Below are 19,517 nucleotides of genomic sequence, written 5' to 3'. Positions count from 1 at the left end.
GGCCCCCGGCTGAGCGACCAGTTTGAGCTGCCTATGCATCATGACGCGACCAACCCGCTGGGCAAGCTGTACGGGCTGGCCAACGCTGCGGTCACCGACGAGAGCCTCCGCGATCGGCTGCAACGCTGCATCCCACCCACGTGGTACGGCTTCGGCATCTTCATAGAAGCGTGGTCGGCCACCGCAGAGCCCACCGATGAGGCAGCGGTATCCCGGCTGCAAGCCGCCGCACGGGAACGGACTATCTCACTGCTCCCTGACCGCGCAGAGGCACGCATGCTGTTCGTTGCCGATCGCGAACACCGGTTCTACCACCTCATGACGCACCACGGAGGCGAGTTCGACGGGCAGACACACGCTCGCTGGTATCCCTCCGGCCAGCAGGATGCGGGAGACGTGGCCACGGCGGTCGAGCTGCTTGCCGCCGCCCTCACCGGCTTGCTGCACCGCAAAGTATCCCGGGCTTGACCCCGTGAGTTCGTCCACCCCGAGCAGCACCGCCTGCCCGAACGGAGTCAGGGCCGGTCACCCTTCAGAGTGCCGCCTCGGCGGTGCCCGGCCGCGTTGGGGATGCACCGGGAAGGCAGCAGCGTGACGCCAGCCGAGGACAGGAAGTACGGCACCCCGTACGCGGAGACGGAGATCCTGGTGGCCCTGGCCGCGCAGGACATCCACCACGGCCGCGCACTCCTGGCCGACATGATGCCGGGGGAGCGGCGGGCTCTGGAGCACCACTGCGAAGAGGTCATCAACCTCATCCAGCTCTTGAGAGAGGACGAAATGTAGTGGCCCACAGCGAGAAAATCGTCGGCAGACACATGATCGGCGGATGGCCTGTCGTCGTGCAGCGCACGCTCTGGCCCGTCGAGGGCGCAAGCTACGACCTGCTCGACGGCGACACCCTCGGCACCCTCACCATGGGAGAGTCTTGGGACGCCTACCCCACCGAGCAGCAGATGCGTATCGTCCTCGACGACCTCCACGACGGCGAGGCCATCTGTTGCCGCTCCTGCCAGAAGCGCATCTACCGCGATGCCCGCCGTGTCGGCGCGGCGGAGCCCGGCAGCAACCCGTACTGCTGCTGCGACTGCTGGGACGAACGGCTCCGCTGACACCTAGTCGGCCGTGCGGCAGACGGGCGCTCATCCGGACGGCGGAGAGTAGTACAACGAGCGCCAACCAGTCGATGGCCGACGGGCCCACAACGCGCCCGCAGTTCCTCGCTGATGAGAACCCGTGCGCGGAGGTCCGGTCACAGACATCATTTCAGCGATTCGCGCGGCGAGACTCCAGTTACGTGAGCAGGCAGTCTCACTGTATTTGGCCCATCCGGCACACATGGACCAGGTCCGATGAGACGCCGGACCCAACTTCGGTGAGAACGGACACGCGGGCACCGGCTGCTGGTGGGTGAAGGTGTCTGCCGCCGAGCGGCGACCGGCTCAACCGGGAATGTCGAGCCAGGGCGTCTCACCCAATCTGGTCCGCTCCAGGTCACGGCTATGCCCCCGGGCCAGATTCAGTGAGAACGGACACCGCGGGAAGCCACCGGGCCACCGGAGACCTTTGACCGTTTTGTGTCAATATAGGCTATACCAGACAGAATTCACGTTCTGTCCGGTATAGGATCTACTGTCCAAATTAACACCCACTTTATCCGGGGCAGCATCTTGCGGTAGTCGCTGTTCGCCACCACCAGGAGTGCGAGCGGTCTGGCCAGTGACCAGATGTCCCGTCTCGGATGACCTGCTCGGTATCTCGCGCGACCTGCTCGCGTTCCGCGTTTGTCTCACTTAACCTGCTCCCTGCGGTCGCTTCCGGAGGTGCGCATCAGGGCTCGCGTCTCAATTAACCTGCACCGTGATCATGGTTGTCTCAAGAAGGCCGGCCTCGACCTGCCGGAGAGCACGCGCCTCGTACGCATCTATTCGAGCCGCGCCATGCGGAGCCAGGACCCCTGGTCCTGGTTCGCGCTGGGTCCTGATGGCCGTGATCTTCAGATTGGCTCGCAGCACAGCATGGCCGTCCTACTCGAAGCCGACATGCTGGACATCAAGCCCATCAGATCCGGGGTGGTCGGCATGGACGTCGACGTCCTTCCCGCCCGGCTCAATCCCTGACGCGCAGCACACCAAGAGATGATCATGACTCGGCGGCGTTTGCTCACACCGACGATATGTGCCGCCTTCGAGTCCGAGGACACCGAAGATCCGGCATGATCACCGGCCGGGTCACGGCCAGAAACCCACTATGCCCTCTATATACGAAGGGACGCCCAGATGACGCTCGCGGAGATCAAGCGCAGGGTCCAGCCGGGCCAGGTCTACGACGTCACCAATCACTACATCACCCGCACCGACCACCCCGCTTACGGCACCACCCGCAGGGCCGTCACCCGCGTTACCGCCAACCGCTTCTACATGGCGGAGGACGCTGGCGGACGCGAGTCGCCGATCGAGTGGCCGAGGGCAGCACAGGTCTCGATTGATGCTAATGGCGTGATCCGGCTCTGCGGCGGCGGGGTGAGCCAGAAGCCGGACGAGCCGTTCCTGACCCTCACCCCCGTTATCGGACGGAGCGGCCAGTACGAGGGCATCGTCGAAAGGAGCTCCACCTGAACAAGCCGTACGAATTCCCGGACGCCGAGGCCTGCGAACGCGCCAACGACGCCGCCGTCTTCCACCCCAAGCAGGGCGCCAGCAAGGAGAGCCTGCCGTGCATCGAAGTGGCTGGTGTCCTTGTCTTTCTCTACCTCGACGCCGACAGCGAGAAGGTCAGGGTGTCGATCCACCTCGACACCACCGACGAGCAGCTGCTTCTCCGTCCCGACTTCACCGTCCCCATCCAGATCGACCTGGGTCATGCCACGGTCTTCGACGACGAAATATCCGGCCCGGTGGTGCGCGTCTTGCAGGTTCAGAAGGGACCCGCGGCAGTCGAACGGGTCACGACTGGCGAACTGACCGAACGGCTGCGAGCGTTTCCTGCCCACCACGAGGTATGGATCACAACCTCAGCAAGCCCGGAGGGATATCAGCCACTCACCGGTCAGGCGTATCTCGGTGAAGATCCTGACCCTTGCCCAGGCGAACCACGGCGGTTCCTTGTGCTGATCACCCATCCGCACTACATCTCATCTACTGCAGTGGCTTCCTATGAACGGGCCTGGTGCCAGCCAGGCGGGCCGAGCTCGGGCCCTTGCGGGATGCCGAACGCGGGGTGCAGCACACCGACATCCAGCACCAGGACGAGCACGGGGCCTGGAAGTCCATTTGAGGAGGTTCACAAGATTGGCACGGCTAAGCGACACTCCCCCGCAGCCCGCCGCGTACAGCATCCGCGCCGGGTCTGGGCGATTCCTCACGAGTCCCCCGCCGAGGACCAAGGTGCGTTCATGGCATACATCGTCAGGCGATTCGAGAGCGACGAGCACGAATACCCAATCAGGTTCATCGATCCAGCCATGCCCACAGCCTGGGCGGCATATCAGAGACAGCGCTACGACCAACTCGAGCTTATTCGATGAGGAGCAGCATGGAGATCCCCGAACACTACAAGCGGCTCGCCGCCAAGGTGCGCCAGGCGCTGCCGCTGACGACCTCTGCGGAGGCCGCCGGATTGGTGCCAATGGCTAACCCTGCCGAAGGGGCGGTCGCTTGGGGGTGGTCACGCGATCGGATGAGGCGAGGTGTGATCGTCAAGCTCGGTACGAAGAACGCGGCGCTGTACCTCACCACCGACAGTGCGATGAGGGCGGCCACGAACGATCACGCAGTGGCCCAGTCACGCGATCCGGAAAGAGAAGCGCACGTTGCCGAGGTCCAGGCCGCCAAGCGTTGGTACCTCAGGATGGAATCCGCCAAGCAGGAGGTCGAAGGGGGAATGCACCCTTCGGAGGTCTCCGCCATTGAGGCGAACAAGCAGTGGATCGCCGCACACCCGGACCGCAACGCTTACGTCACGGGGGAGGTCGTCGCTCGACTTGCGGAGGTGGCCGCCGACAAGCAGAAGATGGTTGAGGACTTCGCGCGCTATACCAAGGCGTCCATCCCGATGTCCAAGCTGTACGAGCCGGCCCCGATTGCTGATGAGCGGCTGCCCGAGCGGCCCGCGGTCCAGACGTCGCGCTCGTACGTGTCGGTAGAGACCAGGCCGAAGGATCTGCCGCCTGACACCCAGCTCGGCAAAGACACCCCAGTCACTCTGGAAATCGTTGGCCGGCTACACGTCGAGCTGGTGGTGGACACCCCGCACAAGGTGGACGTGCTCGGTGTGGGGCGGGACGTCGGCGAGAGCCACGACTGGAGCATCTTGGGCAGCAGCGACCCGGTGGAGGCCCACAAGCGCAAGATATGGACCAAGGTCATGGGCGATAGCGACGCCGAGGACCCTGAGCAGGCCAAGCGCGAGGCGGCTGAGAACCAGGGGTTGGTCGAGGCAGCCAACCCCATCGCCAAGCTGATGGAGCTGCTCCAGCGTACGCACGACCTCTACGCCATCGCCCAGCGCACGGGCGGCGTCGGGTGGGACGATTTCGACGTCTCCTGCAAGGAAGTCGTCCGCGAGGTCGAGGGACTGTTTGGATTCGAGTCGCAGCAGTCCACGCTCCGTGCCCGGGGGCGTTGCAGCACGCTGGTCAACCCACATGAGCAGCCCGCCAAGTACTGCGGCCAGGCCGCCGATCCCGAGTGCCGCGCTTGCTCGTGCACCGCGCACCACCTCCTTATCGACGCCAGTGAGGACTGCTGTTCCGAGCACTGATCACGACCTCATTCGATGGGCCCGGCGAACGCGCCAGGGCCTTTTCTATGGCTAAAGGAGACCCCATGGCGGTAACCAAGGACGAGCTGGCGGCGAACCTGAAGTCGGTCACCTGGGGCGAGCTGGAGCGGCGGGTACAGGCCGGGATTCGAGCCCTGCACCGAGACGATCCTGAGTGGATCGACATGTTCGATCTCGATCGCTTCAACCTCCGCTGCCACTACTCCTGCTCGTTCGGCCAGACCTACGGCAGCTTCAACCAGGGGCTCGAACACTTCGAGTGGGAACACGAGGACGCCGAACATCGCGGTCTCTTCGTGTGTGAGCTCTCGGCGGCCGACAAGGACGCTCAGTACGCGGCGCTCGATTTCATCTGGCGCGAGCAGATCACTGCACTCCAAGACGCTTGACCAATCAACCCATCGGGCCCGGTGCATACCGGGCCCTTCTCATTCCTGCGACGAGAAAGACGAGCATGAACCCCTTGAACAAGGGGATCTCGCCCATCGGCCCAGCTGTATGCAGGCTCGCAAGTTGACCGAAATCTCGCACCTGAAGGATACCGGAGATAGTGACGAATCAACGAAGCAGCTGGCAAGAGGATGTTTCTCGGGGCAGCAATGTTCACCGTCGCATAGCTCACTTTTGGATGGTGACAGGCATGGCTGGTGCCGTCGTGTTCGAGATGGCCGAAAATGCAGGGCTGGAGGGGAACGGCAAATGGGAGAATGCCATTGTATGGGAACACCTGTCGCGGCTCACGCAGGACGACCAAGGTCACCAGGCATATCAGCCACACAAAAACTGCTCCATACTCCGACGTCCCTGTCTAGTCCTGAGGGACGAGGTTGCTGGCCTAGTGCTGAGGCAGGAATGGCTCCAGGCGCGTATGGATCAGGAGCGTATCTACGAGAGGCTTGAGTTCATCTACGCCGAACTACAAGGTCCCTCCTGACAATACCGTCAATGGCAGACCCGCCTTCTCCCTGGTCTTCTCCCACCGCTGTCCAAGGCGGTCCGTGCGCACGGGCCGTTATCCGGCGGCATCTATATGCATTCTCAGTCCGAGGACAACTCGCCATGCACACAATCCGCCTCACTCCCGACCAAGCCGCAGTCGCGGTTCGCAAGGCCGCCGTAGACAACCGCATTCAGTCCTATATCGAACGTCCAGGCGGGGAGTTCGTCGCCCGTCCACGCGACGTTGACGACGTCATTGACGAATTCGGGAGGGCGATCGCTCTGGCGTATACGCTCGGGCCTTTCGGCTTTGACCTGGCTATGCTCGCCTTCACACACGTCACCAGGTTCGACGTGCCATTCCCTGAGAACTGGCACCAGCACGTGCGAGAGGTTGCCCGCGCATCGCGGGCGACGGTCGAGGCGGTTCCTGCTTGCACCGCGAGGCTCGTTACCTCCCCGTCCTCTCTACGTTGCGAAAAGCCTTGCGGCCACCAGAGTCAGCCCGGCGATGTCCGGTACATCCACCTTCTGCACTGGGCCAGATCACCCGACGGCGTCGGAATCGCCTGGGCCGCCACCGAGGGCAATCTTGCGTTCGACACCACCCTCATGAAGATCCTCCAACGAGCAGATGGGCCTGGCTTCTTCACCACCGCGAAGGAGAACGGCCTGCCCGAGGGGCTGACCGACAAGCATCTAGATGATGCTCTGCACGCCGGGCTCATCACCGTCGGTGGTCTGCTTCCTTCGCGTGGCCGCCGGGTCACCTTGACCGAGAACGGTTCGTCGGTCGTCAATATGCTGCGCGCAGCCTGGCGATCAGGCATTGCATGAAGAAGGTGATCCTGCCCACCAGTCGCAACCGAGCGCGGCGCGAGCGCGTACGCGCGCTGCTGAACCGCGACTTCGCGCCGCTGATTGGGATCACCGTCCGCGTGCACTGGAATCTGCGCGAGCATCTGTGGTCCATCGTGGCGAGAACAGGCGCCGCGCGTGGCTGCGTCATTGGGTACGCCGAGACCGTTGCCCTGGCTAAGGTGGCCTTCCACGTCTCCGCTGCGGGAAGAGCCCGCTCCGAAGCCCTGAGACACCGCACCGTGCACGCGTGGGTCAACGGCACCGTCACCGCCATCAACGCCGAGCACGATCTATCGCTCTTGATGCGCGTCACCTACAACCCCGCCCCGGATCGGCCGAAGACATTCGTCCTGTCCAACGGAACCCCGGTGCTCTGGGCTGAGCACGCCGTCTTCGCCCGCCCCTCACCCCACGCCGAACACGGCTACGCGTGGATCTAACCAGGCGCTCTCCCTCGATCATGAACAGACGCAACACTCCGTTCGGCCCTCACCCCTCGGCCCGGACAAGGCCCGGACTTTCATAGTCGGCCCTGAGCCCCTTACAGCGCCCTCGTCCCCATGCCGTTCACTACGGCACAGCCGTACGCCACATGGACGATCGTGGACTCGACCAGGCGTGCTGCATCATGGCGAGTCGTCGCCGCAAGGGACGGGTCCGCAACGACCCCTTTCTGCAGTCGAGGTGCGTGCGCAACTCCAGTCCCAGGACGGACTAAACCCGGCGCATGCCTAGTGATATCGCCCGCCCCTGCGCTCCGGAAGGCCACGCCGCGCTGCGCGCGGTCGCCCCCCGGGCGAGCCTTCCTGCACTCCGGGCCGAGCGATGCCCAATGCTCAGGCGCCGGGAGCAGCCCGGCTGCGATCGATGAGGAACGCAGATGGCTGATGTTTGTGAGGTCACCGTTACAGGAGCAGACCTGATCCTCCCCCCGTCGGGAGGAATCTTTCCTCGGGCCTGGACAGCCTGGGCCGTCGCAGTTGGAGTGTCCTTCGCGGCGCTCGAGACCGCGGCCCTGTTGTCCACTCCGGGGCCCAAGACGCTGTCGGCGCAGCTGCGCCGGCGACGTCACCTGAGCGGGGCGCTGATCGGGATAGGCGCCGCATGGCTGGTCCACCACATCATCCTGGACGGTGAGGAGACCCACAGCCAGGGCTAAGCCGCGGAAGCCACCAGGGTGGACATGGCGACACCGTCCACCCTGGTGACCACGTGGGGCGCGCAGGAGATGACGCTGCCCCAAATCGTCACCAGGGGCGGATGACGCGGAGTCTCAAGGCCGCTCGGCAAGGAAGTCCCACCGGCCAGACTTCTGCTTCGCCGCCCGGAAACCGCCGCAACAGCTTGCCTTCCCGGTCAATCGACCTGCACAGCCGGCGTCAGCGTCTAGAGGAGCGGCGTCAGCGGGGAGGACGACGCCAAACCGATCAATCCGGACGCACGCCGGAAGCGACTCCCTGCCTCATCAGGGACGACGGCTTCCATCCTGGCGACTCATCACCCATCTCCGCCAACCCACAGCGGCGGCTGGCCAGCCGCCGTCCCATTCCGCAGGACACATCATGAGCTACATCACGCAAGACAAGAACAGCGACGCAGTGTTCGCACACGCCAGCACGCTGGAGATCGCCTGCGCGGACATCGACGGCCGGGTCGAGGTGAGCGTCGGTGCCTATCTGTACACCGTGATCCTTCCCGACTCCTCTCCCGCCTACATCGCATACCGCTATGGCAGCGACGGTACGCAATACCTGAAGATCATCGCGACCTCCGAGCAGGACCGCCTGTTGCGTACCGCGCGTCGGCCTGCTCAGGGCTGAATCCCCTCCACTGGTGAGCCATGCGGCTGAGCGACCGCCGCCCTCCACCGCCATCGGAAAGGTGCGAAGGGGTCCAGAAGTTCACCACCTTGCCGATCTGCCGACCCGCTCATCGGCCTGATGCTGCACAACGCCCCCACCCGAGTCGTGGGGAAGCGACGCGAACCGCCGGCCCCGTTGATGCACGGGCCCTCTCCTCGAAAGGCTGTCCTTCGCTACCATGCGCGACCACATTTCCTACGACCCCGCTACCGCACCGGCTCCCATCATCGCCACGCCTACTCCAGGCAAGCCACTCCTTCGGCTCAGCGGCATCGTCTTCGGATGGTTGGGCCGGTGCATCCACTGCCGCACGGATGCGGCGCTCTTCACCGAGGATGGCGACATACTCGTTGAACTTGAAGGCAGCGGCAGCAAAGCCCGCTGGTCGCGCCGGCATCTCGTGAAGTGCCCTGAGGTGCCTCGGAAGTGCCCACGGTGCGGAGCGGCGAAATGGTGCTACGCCGGTTCCTTCCAGAAGCCGACTCGCGAATCGCCCAGGTTCGTCGGCGATGCCGTCACCAGCGCTCTCGAGGCGGTCTTCGCCCAGCTTCGCGCGGACTATCCCGAAGCCGCGAGAGCAGCTGATCAGCAGCAGCGGCCCGAGTCTGCTTACACCACAGTGGTCATGGGATGACCTGTCCGGCTTGCGCAGGCATGCGGCGGTCCCGCCCGCACGAACATGGCGGGACCACACATGCATGCACGAACGCGGGCTTGACGCACTTTCCGCACTATGTCTGACTTTTGCTGTTAAGTTCGTTGACGGATGTGACGGGAGTAGCGCTATAACAGAACATGACCGATTTCCAAGAGCCCCAGCCGCTCCTCGTCGACGGTCCGCTCGCCGACGTGGTGCGTCACATCGCCGCTGCAGGGTTTCTCGCCCAGTCCGTACAGGTCGTCACCCACGATGGCGTGCCCGCCGCGCTGATCAGCATGGAACAGGTCGACCTCCTGAACCGGCTCGTCGCCCAGGAGGCAGCTGCCGGCCAGCGGCCCATGACAGACACGGAGCTGGCCGACTTCCTGACACAACCTCCAGAGACGCCCGAAACCGAGGCCGTTTCACCGGCCCACCACCCTCCTCATCTCTAGGACAACCCTATGGCCGGTGACCGCAACGTCAGTCCGAAAGCGAGCACGAACGAGCGGGCCTGGGCAGACGAAGTTCCCAACGCACCGCTCATCCGTCTTCGACGCGAGGACGTCGACGACGATGCCCGCCAGTTCCGGCGAGCCGAAGCGATCGTGGGCGACCGAAGCAGCAGTGTGCGGCCCGCGGCCGTACCGGCGGACAGGCCCAAGTTCGACGTCGTCTTCGAGGACGGCGCGCTCGCCGACTTGCGTCAACTCACGCCGGCCGACCAGGAACGAGCGGTCTTCGCCCTGCGTGCGCTCGTCTACGGTCAGCAGGGAAGCGGCGGACCGATCGTCCATGGCACATGGCAGTCTGCTCCCTTCGCCACCCGCACCCCCTCCCCCGCGGAGACGGTACGGCTGACCTTCTCCCGCCAGCTCGACAACGAAATGATCGCCAGAAACACGCCCACCAATCGACTGGCCCGGGCGCACACCTCCATTGAACCCGTTCGGGGGGTGCTGGCCGACTTCGCACGGCTTCCCGCAGAAGAGATCACCGGGGTGCTGGATGTCCTGCACGACATCGCCGCGGTTCCTGGTGGCGGCACCGGTCTGAATCGGTTGGCGGGGCTGGGCTTGCTCCCCAAAGTGACGGTCCCCGGAAGTGATCGGCAGGTCTACGCAGTGCCGATCGGCGTCGACCACGCGCTGGTCTTCCGGCGCTGGCCCACCCTGTATGCGGCAACTCAGGCCACCTACGACAAAGACGAGTCGCCACTTGAGCTGGACCGGCCGCCCGGCCGACCCGCCATCGAGATTCTCGCCGTGACCGACGATCTGGACTTCAACCTCGCGGTGCGCGACCGGCCCTCCGAGGCCGCTGAACGCATCGCCGCCGCAAGGGGGGAGGTAGCGCCAGCTCTCCCGGTCGAGGTGCGCGCCGCCGACCCAGGAAGCATCGCCGCCCAGGTGGAGTTTCAGGCAGGTCTCCATCGCATCGTGCGCACCTGGGAACGGGTCGCCGACCACGCCGAAGCGGCGGAAAAGGCGGCGGGCGTCAAAGCAGCCCGCCGCAGCCATATCGTCAAACTCCACGGCGAGCATTTCAAGCCTTTGCGCGACCAGTTGCAGCAGCGCATCACGCCGGTCGCCCAAGGTGAAATCGTCTACAAGACCGTCGGCGGCCGGAAGTCGCCCACCGGGCACGCCGCAGTACACATAGCGGCAATCCGCACCGAGCCGGACCCCGATCACATCTACCTCGCGCAGAGGCTCTCCCTGATCGAGACCAACCAGCACCGGCAAAGGGTAGTCAGAGTCGCCACCCGCCCACCCGCCCCCCATGTCAACGGACGAGCGCAGGCTCTTCAACCACCGGCGCGAACAGCCGCTGCCGAGTCGGCTGCCGCACAGCATGTCCCGGGAGCAGACCCCACCAACCTGGACGCTCGCCGCCGCTACGACATCTACCCGCCCGGTACCGAGTTCGCCGCCCAGCTCAACGCCCTGCCCGCGGAGCTGCGGCAACGTGTCGCTGGCGAGATCCGCGCGCTGGCGGCCAGCGGGCCTGACCTGAGCCGCGACATCGACCACCCGGTGTTCCCGGCCACCTCGCCAGCGGCCGGCCCTCCCGCCCAGGTACCTGGACTGCGCTCACGGCCCATTGACACACCGCAAGGCACTTTCCACCTCGTGTACGGCGTCACCCATCCCACCGTGGCGCGGATACGACGCGGCGAATTGGTCACCGGCTACGGCGAAGTCGTTTCTGTGCAGCCCCAGATGCTCTCCGAGGCCGACCCCTACCGGTTCTTCGCCATCGCAGCGCGAACGTTCACCCGGGACGTGTGGCAGTTGGGGCACCAGCGTGGCGATGAGGCCCTCAAACGGCAGGCCCAAGCGCTGTTCGCGACGGTGAAAGACGACGCGATCAGCGCTGATCGCCGGTTGGCGTTCCTGGACGCCGTCCGTGAGGTGGCCAAGAGCACCAACGACCCCACTCTGCTGGCCGACGGCAAACTCCTTCACCGCCGATTCCACCCTGACCTGGCCGAATACCGCGAAGCCGCCAAAATTTCCCAGGCCGCGCTTCAGACGGCGCCCACAACCATCGACGGCAGCCTCGATCCCGACTCGCGTCCCGGCATCGCCCTGTACGACATCGCGCCGCACAACGACCCTGACGCACAGGACCGGCTCTCCGAACAACTGCGCAAACGCAGCCAGGACTACCTGTCCGGGCTGGAAGGCAACCGGCGCATGTCCTTGCGAGACGCGTGGGGCGCTGACAATCACCTCGTCGATACCGAGCACCACATCCGGCTGCGCCCGCACACCACCAACCGCAATCCCGACGCGCCTTCGATGATGGTGACGCTGACGCACCGGGCCGAACGTCCCGACCAGATGCAGGTCCACATGGAAGGTCAGCGCCCCATCGCCGTCAAACTCGACACAATGGACGCGAGCCTGAGCCGTACCGTTGTTGGGCCACGGCTGGCTATGCGCCCCGCTCCGGACGCAAGCCAGACCGCCCATCAAGCGACTCAGAAGGGCACAGACCCTCGCGACATCGCCTGGCCGCCCGAGGACGACCGGCAGTGGCTGGACTGGCGCATCGCCCGCAAAGATCAGCCGGCCCTGGCGTTCTGGGCGCCGCACGACAAGGTGGCGGGCTTCCTCGACGAAGTAGCCGCCAAACTGGCTTCCGCAGAACGGACCGACAGCGACACCCAGCTTGCCGAGCGGCTTCACGATCAACGAGGTGGAAGGAAAGATCGCGAGTCCAAGAAGGCCTCCCGGACCTATCAACCGCTGTCCCCCGCGGTCGCCGAGCTGTGGAACAACCCGAACCTCGACGCCGCCACCTGGCAGCGCACGATAGGCAACCGCGAGATCGACGCCATCCGCAACCCTGCTCCCACCACCGGCAACCCCCACCTTGATCGAGCGCGGAAGCTGATCGCTGACCATCAAGCCTCCGCCCGACGCTCCGCGGCCGCGCTCAGATCCACCACCGGCAACGTTCAGCCCCGTCCGGCCATATCGAGCCCCGCCAACGCGCCCACCGACCATGGCAGGCGCCAAACCGAAGCCACTCGGGCGAGCACCATGCGCCGCTGACACGCGGTCGTCGCCTCAGCGCAGGCCCGCACGTCGCATCGCCCAAAGGGACAACAAAAAGGCGCTAGCTGGGAACGACCATCCGGCACGAGGGCATTAGACACCCCGCGGCCGGCTGGTCAACCCCGGCTAACCGCAAGATGTTGTGGGGGCGGGGTGGCACTCGTTCCTCGACCACCCCGCCCCCACAACATCCCGCAGCCGGGGTTGACCAGCCAACTCGCTTGGGGTGTCCCACCATGCCACGCCGGAACGGCCCCAGCCACCACCAGGTGATGACGGGCCCGTGACTACAAGGAGGCACTCATGGCAGCAGGCGACACCGTGATCACCATCGTTGGCAACCTGGTCGACGACCCGGAGCTGCGCTTCACTCCGACGGGGCAGGCAGTGGCCCGGTTCCGCATCGCGTCCACTCCGCGGTTCATGGACCGCCAGACCAACGAGTGGAAGGACGGCGAGAGCCTCTTCCTGACCTGCAACGTCTGGCGGCAGATGGCGGAGAACGCCGCCGAGAGCCTCCAGCGTGGCATGCGGGTCATCGTGCAGGGGCGGCTCAAGCAGCGGTCTTACGAGACCAAGGAAGGCGAGAAGCGCACGGTCTACGAGGTCGAGGTCGATGAGGTCGGCCCGTCTCTGCGCCACGCGACGGCCAAGGTCAACCGCACCTCCCGCCAGGGCGGGGGCGGCGGTGGCTTCGGCGGCGGTCCGGCCGACGACCCGTGGGCCTCCGCGTCCCGCCAGCGTCCCGGCACGTCCGGCACGTCTGGCACGTCCGAGGGATCCACGTCCGATGACGGAGGTTTCCCGGGGGACGAGCCCCCCTTCTAACCTTCCCCTCGGCGTGACCCGACAAGGGCCGACGGATTTCGCTTGGCGGAGTCCGTCGGCCCTTTCCGTGTCTCCGGACCCGTTGCCCCGGCCGGCTCCGCACCGTCCTGCGGGCCCCGCCTTCGCCGCCCATGCAAGGGAGCGTCATGATGCTCGATGAAGCACCACACACTCGAAGCACTCATCTCACCCTCCTCGACGGCACCTCCGCCGAGGTTCACGCCGACCTGGGCCAGGGCACGATTCACCTGCACGTCAGAAGGAATCGCGTCGATCTCGACCTGGCCAGCTGGCAATCGCTACGCCGAGCGGTCCATCACGCCGCACGGCAGATCGTCGGAGAGGCGCCTGCCAGTTGCCCAGCCCCTCCCGCGCTAGACGGATGCGGCCTGTGGACGGACCAGGCGGGCCGGTGGCTCATCACTGCCCGTTTCCGCGACGAGGTCGCTTCGCACCTCCACCCGTCCGGACATCGTCATCTTCTCCACGATCTGGGCTTCGCGGCCGACTCGGTTCCGGTCCTGGTCGCCATCTCCCGCGATGGGGCCTGGGCATGGCTCTTCGCAGATCTGCTCGGTGATGACTTCGGCGCCGCCACGGTCACGCTCTGGCACAACACTCACCCCGATCGGCTCACCGGGTGGGCGTCCGATCATGAGATGACGGCCGTCCTGCGCTACACCACGTCTGCGCCCTGCCGCGACAAGGATTGGCACTACGAGCTTGACGCGATTCGTGCCCGCTTCGGCAATGTGCATGCCCTGACTCCCGCCATGCCTCTCGATCGCCGCTATCTCACCACTGCCCAGCGCGGGCTGGAAACCGGTGATGTCATTGTGATCGGTCATAAGGCGTGGCACGTCGGCCCCAACGGGTGGAACCCGGTCACCCAGCCTATGCGGATGTCGTTCAGCCGGCTGGCCGGCGATCTCTGACGCGCTCACGCTCCGCAAGAGTCCAGCCTCTAGGTCCGTGCGGCCCGCGACCTCGGCATCTCCCCCGGCCAAATTCCTGGGGCAGCTCCGGGCGCATCTGGTTGGCCAACGAGGACGACGAGTGAGCCGAAGTCCGCCAGCCGCGATCTGAACCGGGCCTCCTACCCGACCTCTAACCGAACCTCTAACCCGCACCCGTGACCGTAATTACACCAGCCCAATACCCGACGGAAGGAACCGATCATGGCCACCACGATTCCCGCCGAATACCCCGCCGAAGAGACCCAGCCCGGCACCGCCCTCCAACGCGTCAACGCGATCAACCCGCACAGCGGCAAGTTCTCCCACCAGGTCGTCTACCTGGGCACCGAGCGGCAGGCGCGGGCGGTGGCGGAGATCGGGTTCTGGGACCTTCGGCAGGCGCCAGCGCAGTACAACCACTTGTATTCGATCATTGCTGGGACCATACGCGACCCGGACCCTATGGATTGAGAGCGTTGATGGACGGCCCCGGTTCGCTGGGGCCCTCGTCATGTCAGGCGGTCTGCTTCTTCACCATTGCCGTCACAAGCCCCGACAGCGCCACCTGCGTCCGGTGCGGCACCTCCTCAATCACCCGCTGGACCGTCGCCATCTACTCATCCGTCAGGATGCCGCCCTCCTGGAACGCCTGGAGAACCTCGGCCACCATGGCGATGTTCGCGTCGCAGTACTTCCCTCTCCAGCCAGCAGTGGGCGCGGGACGGCGTCGCACAGGGAGTGCATCAGCAGCAGCAATGGCCGGACACGGTGCAGGAACGGGACGCCCCTGTCGGGGCGGTTGCGGCAGCTCGGGCAATTGACTGAACATATCCGGAACCGGATCACGCGCGCACCTCCTGCCGCTCGTGCTCGCCGGCGGCCCGCCACTGGTCTTCCACCGAGACGAGGTCGCCGTACAACTCGTTCAGGCTCTCGACGGTCGTTGTGTGCACGAGGGCCTTCGTGCCGTGGGGGCTTACAGACCTACGTTGGCCGCCTGGCTCATGCCCCATTGGCTCAACGCGGCAGGCGCTGAAGTGGCGAGGCGGCGCCCTTCCGGGCGACAACCGTCCGGGGCGCGGGTACTTCCCCACCCCAACGACGCACCAGGCACCATCTGCGGCCTACGGAAAGCAGCTTGTGTACGGATACATCGACTTCCCCACAACCCTGACGTTGGCTCAGCAAGTAGCAGACGAACTCGGCGCCGACTTCCGGGTCCAGCAATGGGACCGTGGTCCCTACTACGGTGTGCACCTGGCGCTGGTCAGCGGCGATCTGCGCATTGCTCTTCACCACAAGAACACGAGCGAGCGCGCTAAAGGGCGCCTACGACTTACGGGTCTCCCGCCGGGGCCCGAGCTCGATCGCGCCTTCCGCACCCGCACCTCTGGGTTGGAGATTTCGGCGCGGATGAACCGCCCGCCCGTTTCGATCGCCCGCCAGATCAACAGGACGCTGCTCCCCCGCTACCGCTCTCGCGCCGTCACCGAGCGCGCCCAGTGGGACCTCGACTTCCACCGGCACACCATCCGGGAAGCCGAAGCAGCTCGGCTGGCCGGTGTGCTACCTGGCGGACGCTATTTCCCGAACACCTGGATGGGCGTGTCCAGTACCGCCCGCTGGGACGCCCGCCGCGCACACGTGCACCGCGCACACGGGGGTATCCACGTGTTCAGCTCAGACGACGGTGACCTGACCTACACCGTGGACTTCACGGCGTTCCAGCTCAGCCCTGCGGAGCTGGAACGCCTCCTGGCCTTCGCGCGCAGCCTGACCCCGGCGGCGACACCAGGACAGGCCACGTCCACGCCAATGGGATGACCTCGACCCACACCTCGCGCATGGCCATTTGACCGGCGATCGACAGCCGGTCCTGGCCAACGCAGGAGCGCGCCCCAAGCAACGGGCTTGTCCGCCGAGCTCAACCCCGTCCGTACCCACGCGCGGGCCGGTCGATCCCAGGGACATGCCGGTCGCCGCTCTCTGTATTTTCCTTCCGCTTGTCCGCGCCCCTGGCGGGCCAGCGGGCCAGCGGCACCACCCTCCCCGTCCTGTGAAGGAGACGTGCTGCATGAGTGAAGATCGAAAACTCGCCGTGTCGAAGCTCTGGATTGCCCTCGTCATGCGCATACTGTTCGTGGTCGACCGTCTCATGCAGCGCCCATGGTCGCGCGCGCTGGTGTGGGTGGCCATCCTCATTTTCGGTGCCGCGGTGATTCTTCTCAGCGCTCTCGCCGCGCCTGAAGCCCCTGAGCGCCTACCGCCGGCGGCCACGAGCAGTGTCGTGAAGGCCGCCGCGGGTATCGGCTTCCTGCGCCATTGCCTCCGCCGCAAACGGGCAGGCAAAGGTACCTTCGCGGACGTAAGCGTCACCAGGGCACGTGCCGATGGTGACGGCATTCCCATCACCTTGTGGCACAACCTGCACCCCGACCGGCAGCTGGGCTGGCGACCTGACCATCCCATGGCTCCAGTCTTCACCTGCGCCCTGCATGTCCGTCCACTGCGGAGCGAGAGGGACAAGCGCCGGGACCTGGACGGTGTGCTCACCCGGTTCGGCCTCACCGCCGACCCTGCCGCTGACGACGATCTGCGCCGCTATCAGCGGTCTGGCCTACGCCCGCTGGACGTCGGCGACGTCATCGGCATCGATGACAGGCTACCGGGGCAGGGATGCCGGATTGCCGGCGACGGCCAGTGGTGGAGCGGCCCAAACTCCGAGGATTCTCGCTGGCACGTGAGTCCGTCCGGATGGCGTCTCGTTGTCGGCCCGCTGGCCGCGCACCTCGCCGACACCTCCTCCTCCGCATTGCCGCACGATGCGTACGACCTCATCACCGGTGCTGTCATGCAGTGGAAGATTCCCCCGCAGCATCGGTAATCGCGGCCTAGATCCGGCGTTCCCGTTCAGGCGGCCCCGCGCGGGGCCGCGACGCCCGCTGTTCCCCTGCCATCATCCGGCGCTGCAGCACACGAAGGTGGCCTGGCTGGCGCTGACTTCACCCAGAGCATCAGCGCCGCTGAGCGTGACGCGACCAAGGCTCTCTCACCTGGAGGTTCACCTCATGTTTCCCGACATTCCGCCGGACCGGCCCCTTCGTACGGTCGAGGCCAGCGCGGTGCTTGGTGCGACGCCGTACCTGCTCGGCTACCACCCCTGCAATGCCATCATCGCCATCGCCTTCACCTGCGAGACGCGGGTGGCGGGCGTAGCGTGCGTTGACCTGCCCGGGCCTGACGCCGACCTCGGAGCCATGGCCACGCACATCAAGCAATCTCTGGAGAACGGGTCCGATGCCGATCATGTCGTCCTGATCGGCTACGGCACCGAGGCCGCTGTGACGCCGCTGATGGACATGATGCGCTTTCTTCTGGACCACGAAAGCCGCCTGGACCTCATCGAGGCGTTGCGCTTCTGCGACAACACCTACTGGTCCTACGTCTGCAGCGACACCTGCTGCCCGCCCGAGGGCATCAGTTTCGACCCCACCTGCTCCCTCGCGGCCGCCGAAGCCACCATGTTCGGCCTGACCGCGCTGCCGGACGAGGCCGCGTACGCTGCCCAGTTTGCCTCCCTGGCCGGGGCGGCGCGCGAACAGATGCAGGCAGCGACCCGGCAGGTCCACGCCCAAGCCCGCGAACTGATGTCCCGCGACCACGATTGGCGCGCCGAGCTCCTCGACCGGATCGCATCCTCCTCCCGCGCCGTCGACCTCGGCCAGGAGCTCGACAACGTTCAGGTGGCCTGGCTGGAGACGCTCACCTCCTCGGCACTCCTGCGCGAACTGGCCGCGACGGTGGCCGAACCCGGTGAAGATCAGGTGCACCTACGTATGTGGAGCGAAGTACTGCGCCGCGTCGATCCAGCTGACGCCGTCGCTCCCGCGCTCCTGACCGCGAGTTATGCGCTGCGCAGCGGCGACGGCCCGGTCGCACAGATCGCGCTCCGCCGAGCTTTGGAGGCCGACCCAGGCAACCTCACCGCGCTGCATATGCAGCAGATCGCCAACACCGGTGTGACTCCCGCGCAGATCCGCTCCTACCAGCTCGCTCCCACAACCTTGGCCGCGCTGGCCGAACGCTTTCCCCAGGACACCCGGCCCCTCTTGCCGCAGGAGCCGCGGTGAGCGTTCCGACCAGAACGCGCGACAACATGCCCGAAGCCTTCGCCACCTACCTTCAGGACCTGCAGAGGATGCCGGTCCTCACCGCAGATGAGGAGGTGGAACTGGCCAAGCGCATCGAGGCCGGCCTGCTCGCCGGGGAACTCCTCGATACCCGGCCCGATCTGAAGGCTGAACTCCAGGCGGACCTGCGGACGCTACGCGACGAAGGTGAACGCGCCAAACAGCGCATGATCGAGTGCAACCTGCGGCTGGTCGTCAGCACCGTCAAGCGCATCCGCCGCCGACACCTTCCCCTGCCCGAGCTGATCGCCGAAGGCAACCTCGGGCTGATCCGTGCAGTGGAAAAGTTCGACTTCACCAAGGGCTACAAGTTCTCCACCTACGCCACGTGGTGGATCCGTCAGGCCGTTTTCCGCGGTCAGGACAAAACTGGACGGTTCGTCCGCTTGCCTAGCCACATCGAAGACAGACTCGTCAAGATCGACAAGGCGGTCCGGAGCCTGTCGCATACCTTGGGCCGGGAACCAACCCTCAAAGAGGTCGCCGCCACCGTCAACCTGGCCCCGCCCGCGATTGCGGACCTGCTGAGCATACGACTTCACCCGCTCAGCCTCGACGAACCGCTGACCGATGACCTTGGCACCTTGACCGACATCATCGGCGACGCCGCCCCCGACATCGCCGACACCATCGCCGAAGCCGACCACATCAACCAGTTTCACGCGCTGGTGCGAAGTCTTCCGGACCGGCAGGCCCGTGTCCTGATCCTGCGATACGGCCTCCTTGACGGACAGCCTCGGACGTTGGACGACGTTGGGCGCGAGTTCGGCGTGACGCGTGAACGTATCCGGCAGATCGAAACGAAGGCCCTGGCTGCCCTACGCGCACTGCTCGACGCATCACCGCTCGTGGAACACCTTCAGCCCACGGCATCTGCCGACGATTGACCCGCT

At 65.7% G+C, this 19,517-nt stretch carries 23 protein-coding genes; all 23 read left to right on the top strand.

Annotation, left to right across the window (positions count from 1 at the left end; all coding sequences use genetic code 11):
• The first annotated feature begins 33 nt into the window (after positions 1-33).
• Complete coding sequence (locus tag ABFX54_RS10365) at positions 34-468, top strand: hypothetical protein (RefSeq protein ID WP_346103583.1); 435 nt, start codon at positions 34-36, stop codon at positions 466-468.
• A gap of 123 nt (positions 469-591) precedes the next feature.
• Complete coding sequence (locus ABFX54_RS10360; RefSeq protein ID WP_346103581.1) at positions 592-786, top strand: hypothetical protein; 195 nt, start codon at positions 592-594, stop codon at positions 784-786.
• 32 nt (positions 787-818) lie between these two features.
• Positions 819-1,112: a hypothetical protein gene (locus ABFX54_RS10355; RefSeq protein WP_346103580.1), complete on the top strand. Its 294-nt coding sequence runs from the start codon at positions 819-821 to the stop codon at positions 1,110-1,112.
• Positions 1,113-1,823: 711 nt separating this feature from the next.
• On the top strand, positions 1,824-2,120 hold the full coding sequence (locus tag ABFX54_RS10350) for a hypothetical protein (RefSeq protein ID WP_346103578.1): 297 nt from the start codon (positions 1,824-1,826) through the stop codon (positions 2,118-2,120).
• A 159-nt stretch (positions 2,121-2,279) separates the two neighbouring features.
• Positions 2,280-2,618, top strand: coding sequence for a hypothetical protein (locus tag ABFX54_RS10345; RefSeq protein WP_346103576.1), 339 nt, complete (start codon positions 2,280-2,282; stop codon positions 2,616-2,618).
• Positions 2,619-2,725: 107 nt separating this feature from the next.
• Positions 2,726-3,526 (top strand): hypothetical protein, encoded by an 801-nt coding sequence (locus ABFX54_RS10340; protein WP_346103574.1) that lies wholly within the window; start codon positions 2,726-2,728, stop codon positions 3,524-3,526.
• An 8-nt stretch (positions 3,527-3,534) separates the two neighbouring features.
• Positions 3,535-4,761 carry a hypothetical protein gene (locus ABFX54_RS10335; protein ID WP_346103572.1) on the top strand — a complete coding sequence of 409 codons (1,227 nt, stop codon included), beginning with the start codon at positions 3,535-3,537 and terminating at the stop codon, positions 4,759-4,761.
• 65 nt (positions 4,762-4,826) lie between these two features.
• Positions 4,827-5,171 carry a hypothetical protein gene (locus tag ABFX54_RS10330; protein WP_346103570.1) on the top strand — a complete coding sequence of 115 codons (345 nt, stop codon included), beginning with the start codon at positions 4,827-4,829 and terminating at the stop codon, positions 5,169-5,171.
• 251 nt (positions 5,172-5,422) lie between these two features.
• Positions 5,423-5,716, top strand: a complete 294-nt coding sequence (locus ABFX54_RS10325; protein ID WP_346103568.1) for a hypothetical protein — start codon at positions 5,423-5,425, stop codon at positions 5,714-5,716.
• Between the two features lie 125 nt (positions 5,717-5,841).
• Positions 5,842-6,558 (top strand): hypothetical protein, encoded by a 717-nt coding sequence (locus ABFX54_RS10320; protein WP_346103566.1) that lies wholly within the window; start codon positions 5,842-5,844, stop codon positions 6,556-6,558.
• Positions 6,555-7,022: a hypothetical protein gene (locus ABFX54_RS10315; RefSeq protein ID WP_346103564.1), complete on the top strand. Its 468-nt coding sequence runs from the start codon at positions 6,555-6,557 to the stop codon at positions 7,020-7,022. The genes ABFX54_RS10320 and ABFX54_RS10315 overlap by 4 nt, the downstream gene beginning before the upstream one ends.
• Positions 7,023-7,600: 578 nt before the next feature.
• Positions 7,601-7,741, top strand: coding sequence for a hypothetical protein (locus tag ABFX54_RS10310; protein WP_346103562.1), 141 nt, complete (start codon positions 7,601-7,603; stop codon positions 7,739-7,741).
• Between the two features lie 403 nt (positions 7,742-8,144).
• Positions 8,145-8,402: a hypothetical protein gene (locus ABFX54_RS10305; RefSeq protein WP_346103560.1), complete on the top strand. Its 258-nt coding sequence runs from the start codon at positions 8,145-8,147 to the stop codon at positions 8,400-8,402.
• Between the two features lie 220 nt (positions 8,403-8,622).
• The gene (locus tag ABFX54_RS10300; RefSeq protein ID WP_346103558.1) at positions 8,623-9,078 is read left to right on the top strand and encodes a hypothetical protein; all 456 of its coding nucleotides are present in this window, start codon (positions 8,623-8,625) and stop codon (positions 9,076-9,078) included.
• Positions 9,079-9,239: 161 nt separating this feature from the next.
• A complete protein-coding gene (locus ABFX54_RS10295; protein WP_346103556.1) occupies positions 9,240-9,539 on the top strand; it encodes a hypothetical protein in 300 nt (99 codons plus the stop codon).
• Between the two features lie 9 nt (positions 9,540-9,548).
• On the top strand, positions 9,549-12,647 hold the full coding sequence (locus ABFX54_RS10290) for a hypothetical protein (RefSeq protein ID WP_346103555.1): 3,099 nt from the start codon (positions 9,549-9,551) through the stop codon (positions 12,645-12,647).
• Positions 12,648-12,953: 306 nt separating this feature from the next.
• Positions 12,954-13,478 (top strand): single-stranded DNA-binding protein, encoded by a 525-nt coding sequence (locus ABFX54_RS10285; protein ID WP_346103553.1) that lies wholly within the window; start codon positions 12,954-12,956, stop codon positions 13,476-13,478.
• A gap of 146 nt (positions 13,479-13,624) precedes the next feature.
• Positions 13,625-14,413 (top strand): hypothetical protein, encoded by a 789-nt coding sequence (locus tag ABFX54_RS10280; RefSeq protein WP_346103551.1) that lies wholly within the window; start codon positions 13,625-13,627, stop codon positions 14,411-14,413.
• 243 nt (positions 14,414-14,656) lie between these two features.
• The gene (locus ABFX54_RS10275; RefSeq protein ID WP_346103549.1) at positions 14,657-14,905 is read left to right on the top strand and encodes a hypothetical protein; all 249 of its coding nucleotides are present in this window, start codon (positions 14,657-14,659) and stop codon (positions 14,903-14,905) included.
• 669 nt (positions 14,906-15,574) lie between these two features.
• A complete protein-coding gene (locus ABFX54_RS10270; RefSeq protein WP_346103547.1) occupies positions 15,575-16,258 on the top strand; it encodes a hypothetical protein in 684 nt (227 codons plus the stop codon).
• A gap of 250 nt (positions 16,259-16,508) precedes the next feature.
• A complete protein-coding gene (locus ABFX54_RS10265) occupies positions 16,509-17,318 on the top strand; it encodes a hypothetical protein (protein WP_346103545.1) in 810 nt (269 codons plus the stop codon).
• Between the two features lie 184 nt (positions 17,319-17,502).
• A complete protein-coding gene (locus tag ABFX54_RS10260) occupies positions 17,503-18,564 on the top strand; it encodes a DUF4192 domain-containing protein (protein ID WP_346103543.1) in 1,062 nt (353 codons plus the stop codon).
• Entirely contained in the window at positions 18,561-19,511 is a 951-nt protein-coding gene (locus ABFX54_RS10255; RefSeq protein ID WP_346103541.1) for a sigma-70 family RNA polymerase sigma factor, read from the top strand. Before ABFX54_RS10260 ends, ABFX54_RS10255 begins: the two co-directional genes overlap by 4 nt.
• Positions 19,512-19,517 lie beyond the last annotated feature (6 nt).

Origin of the sequence: Nonomuraea maheshkhaliensis (assembly GCF_039529435.1) — a bacterium.
GTDB lineage: Bacteria > Actinomycetota > Actinomycetes > Streptosporangiales > Streptosporangiaceae > Nonomuraea > Nonomuraea maheshkhaliensis.
Note: the sequence above shows the minus strand (reverse complement) of the source record. Positions and strands in the feature narration are given on the sequence as shown.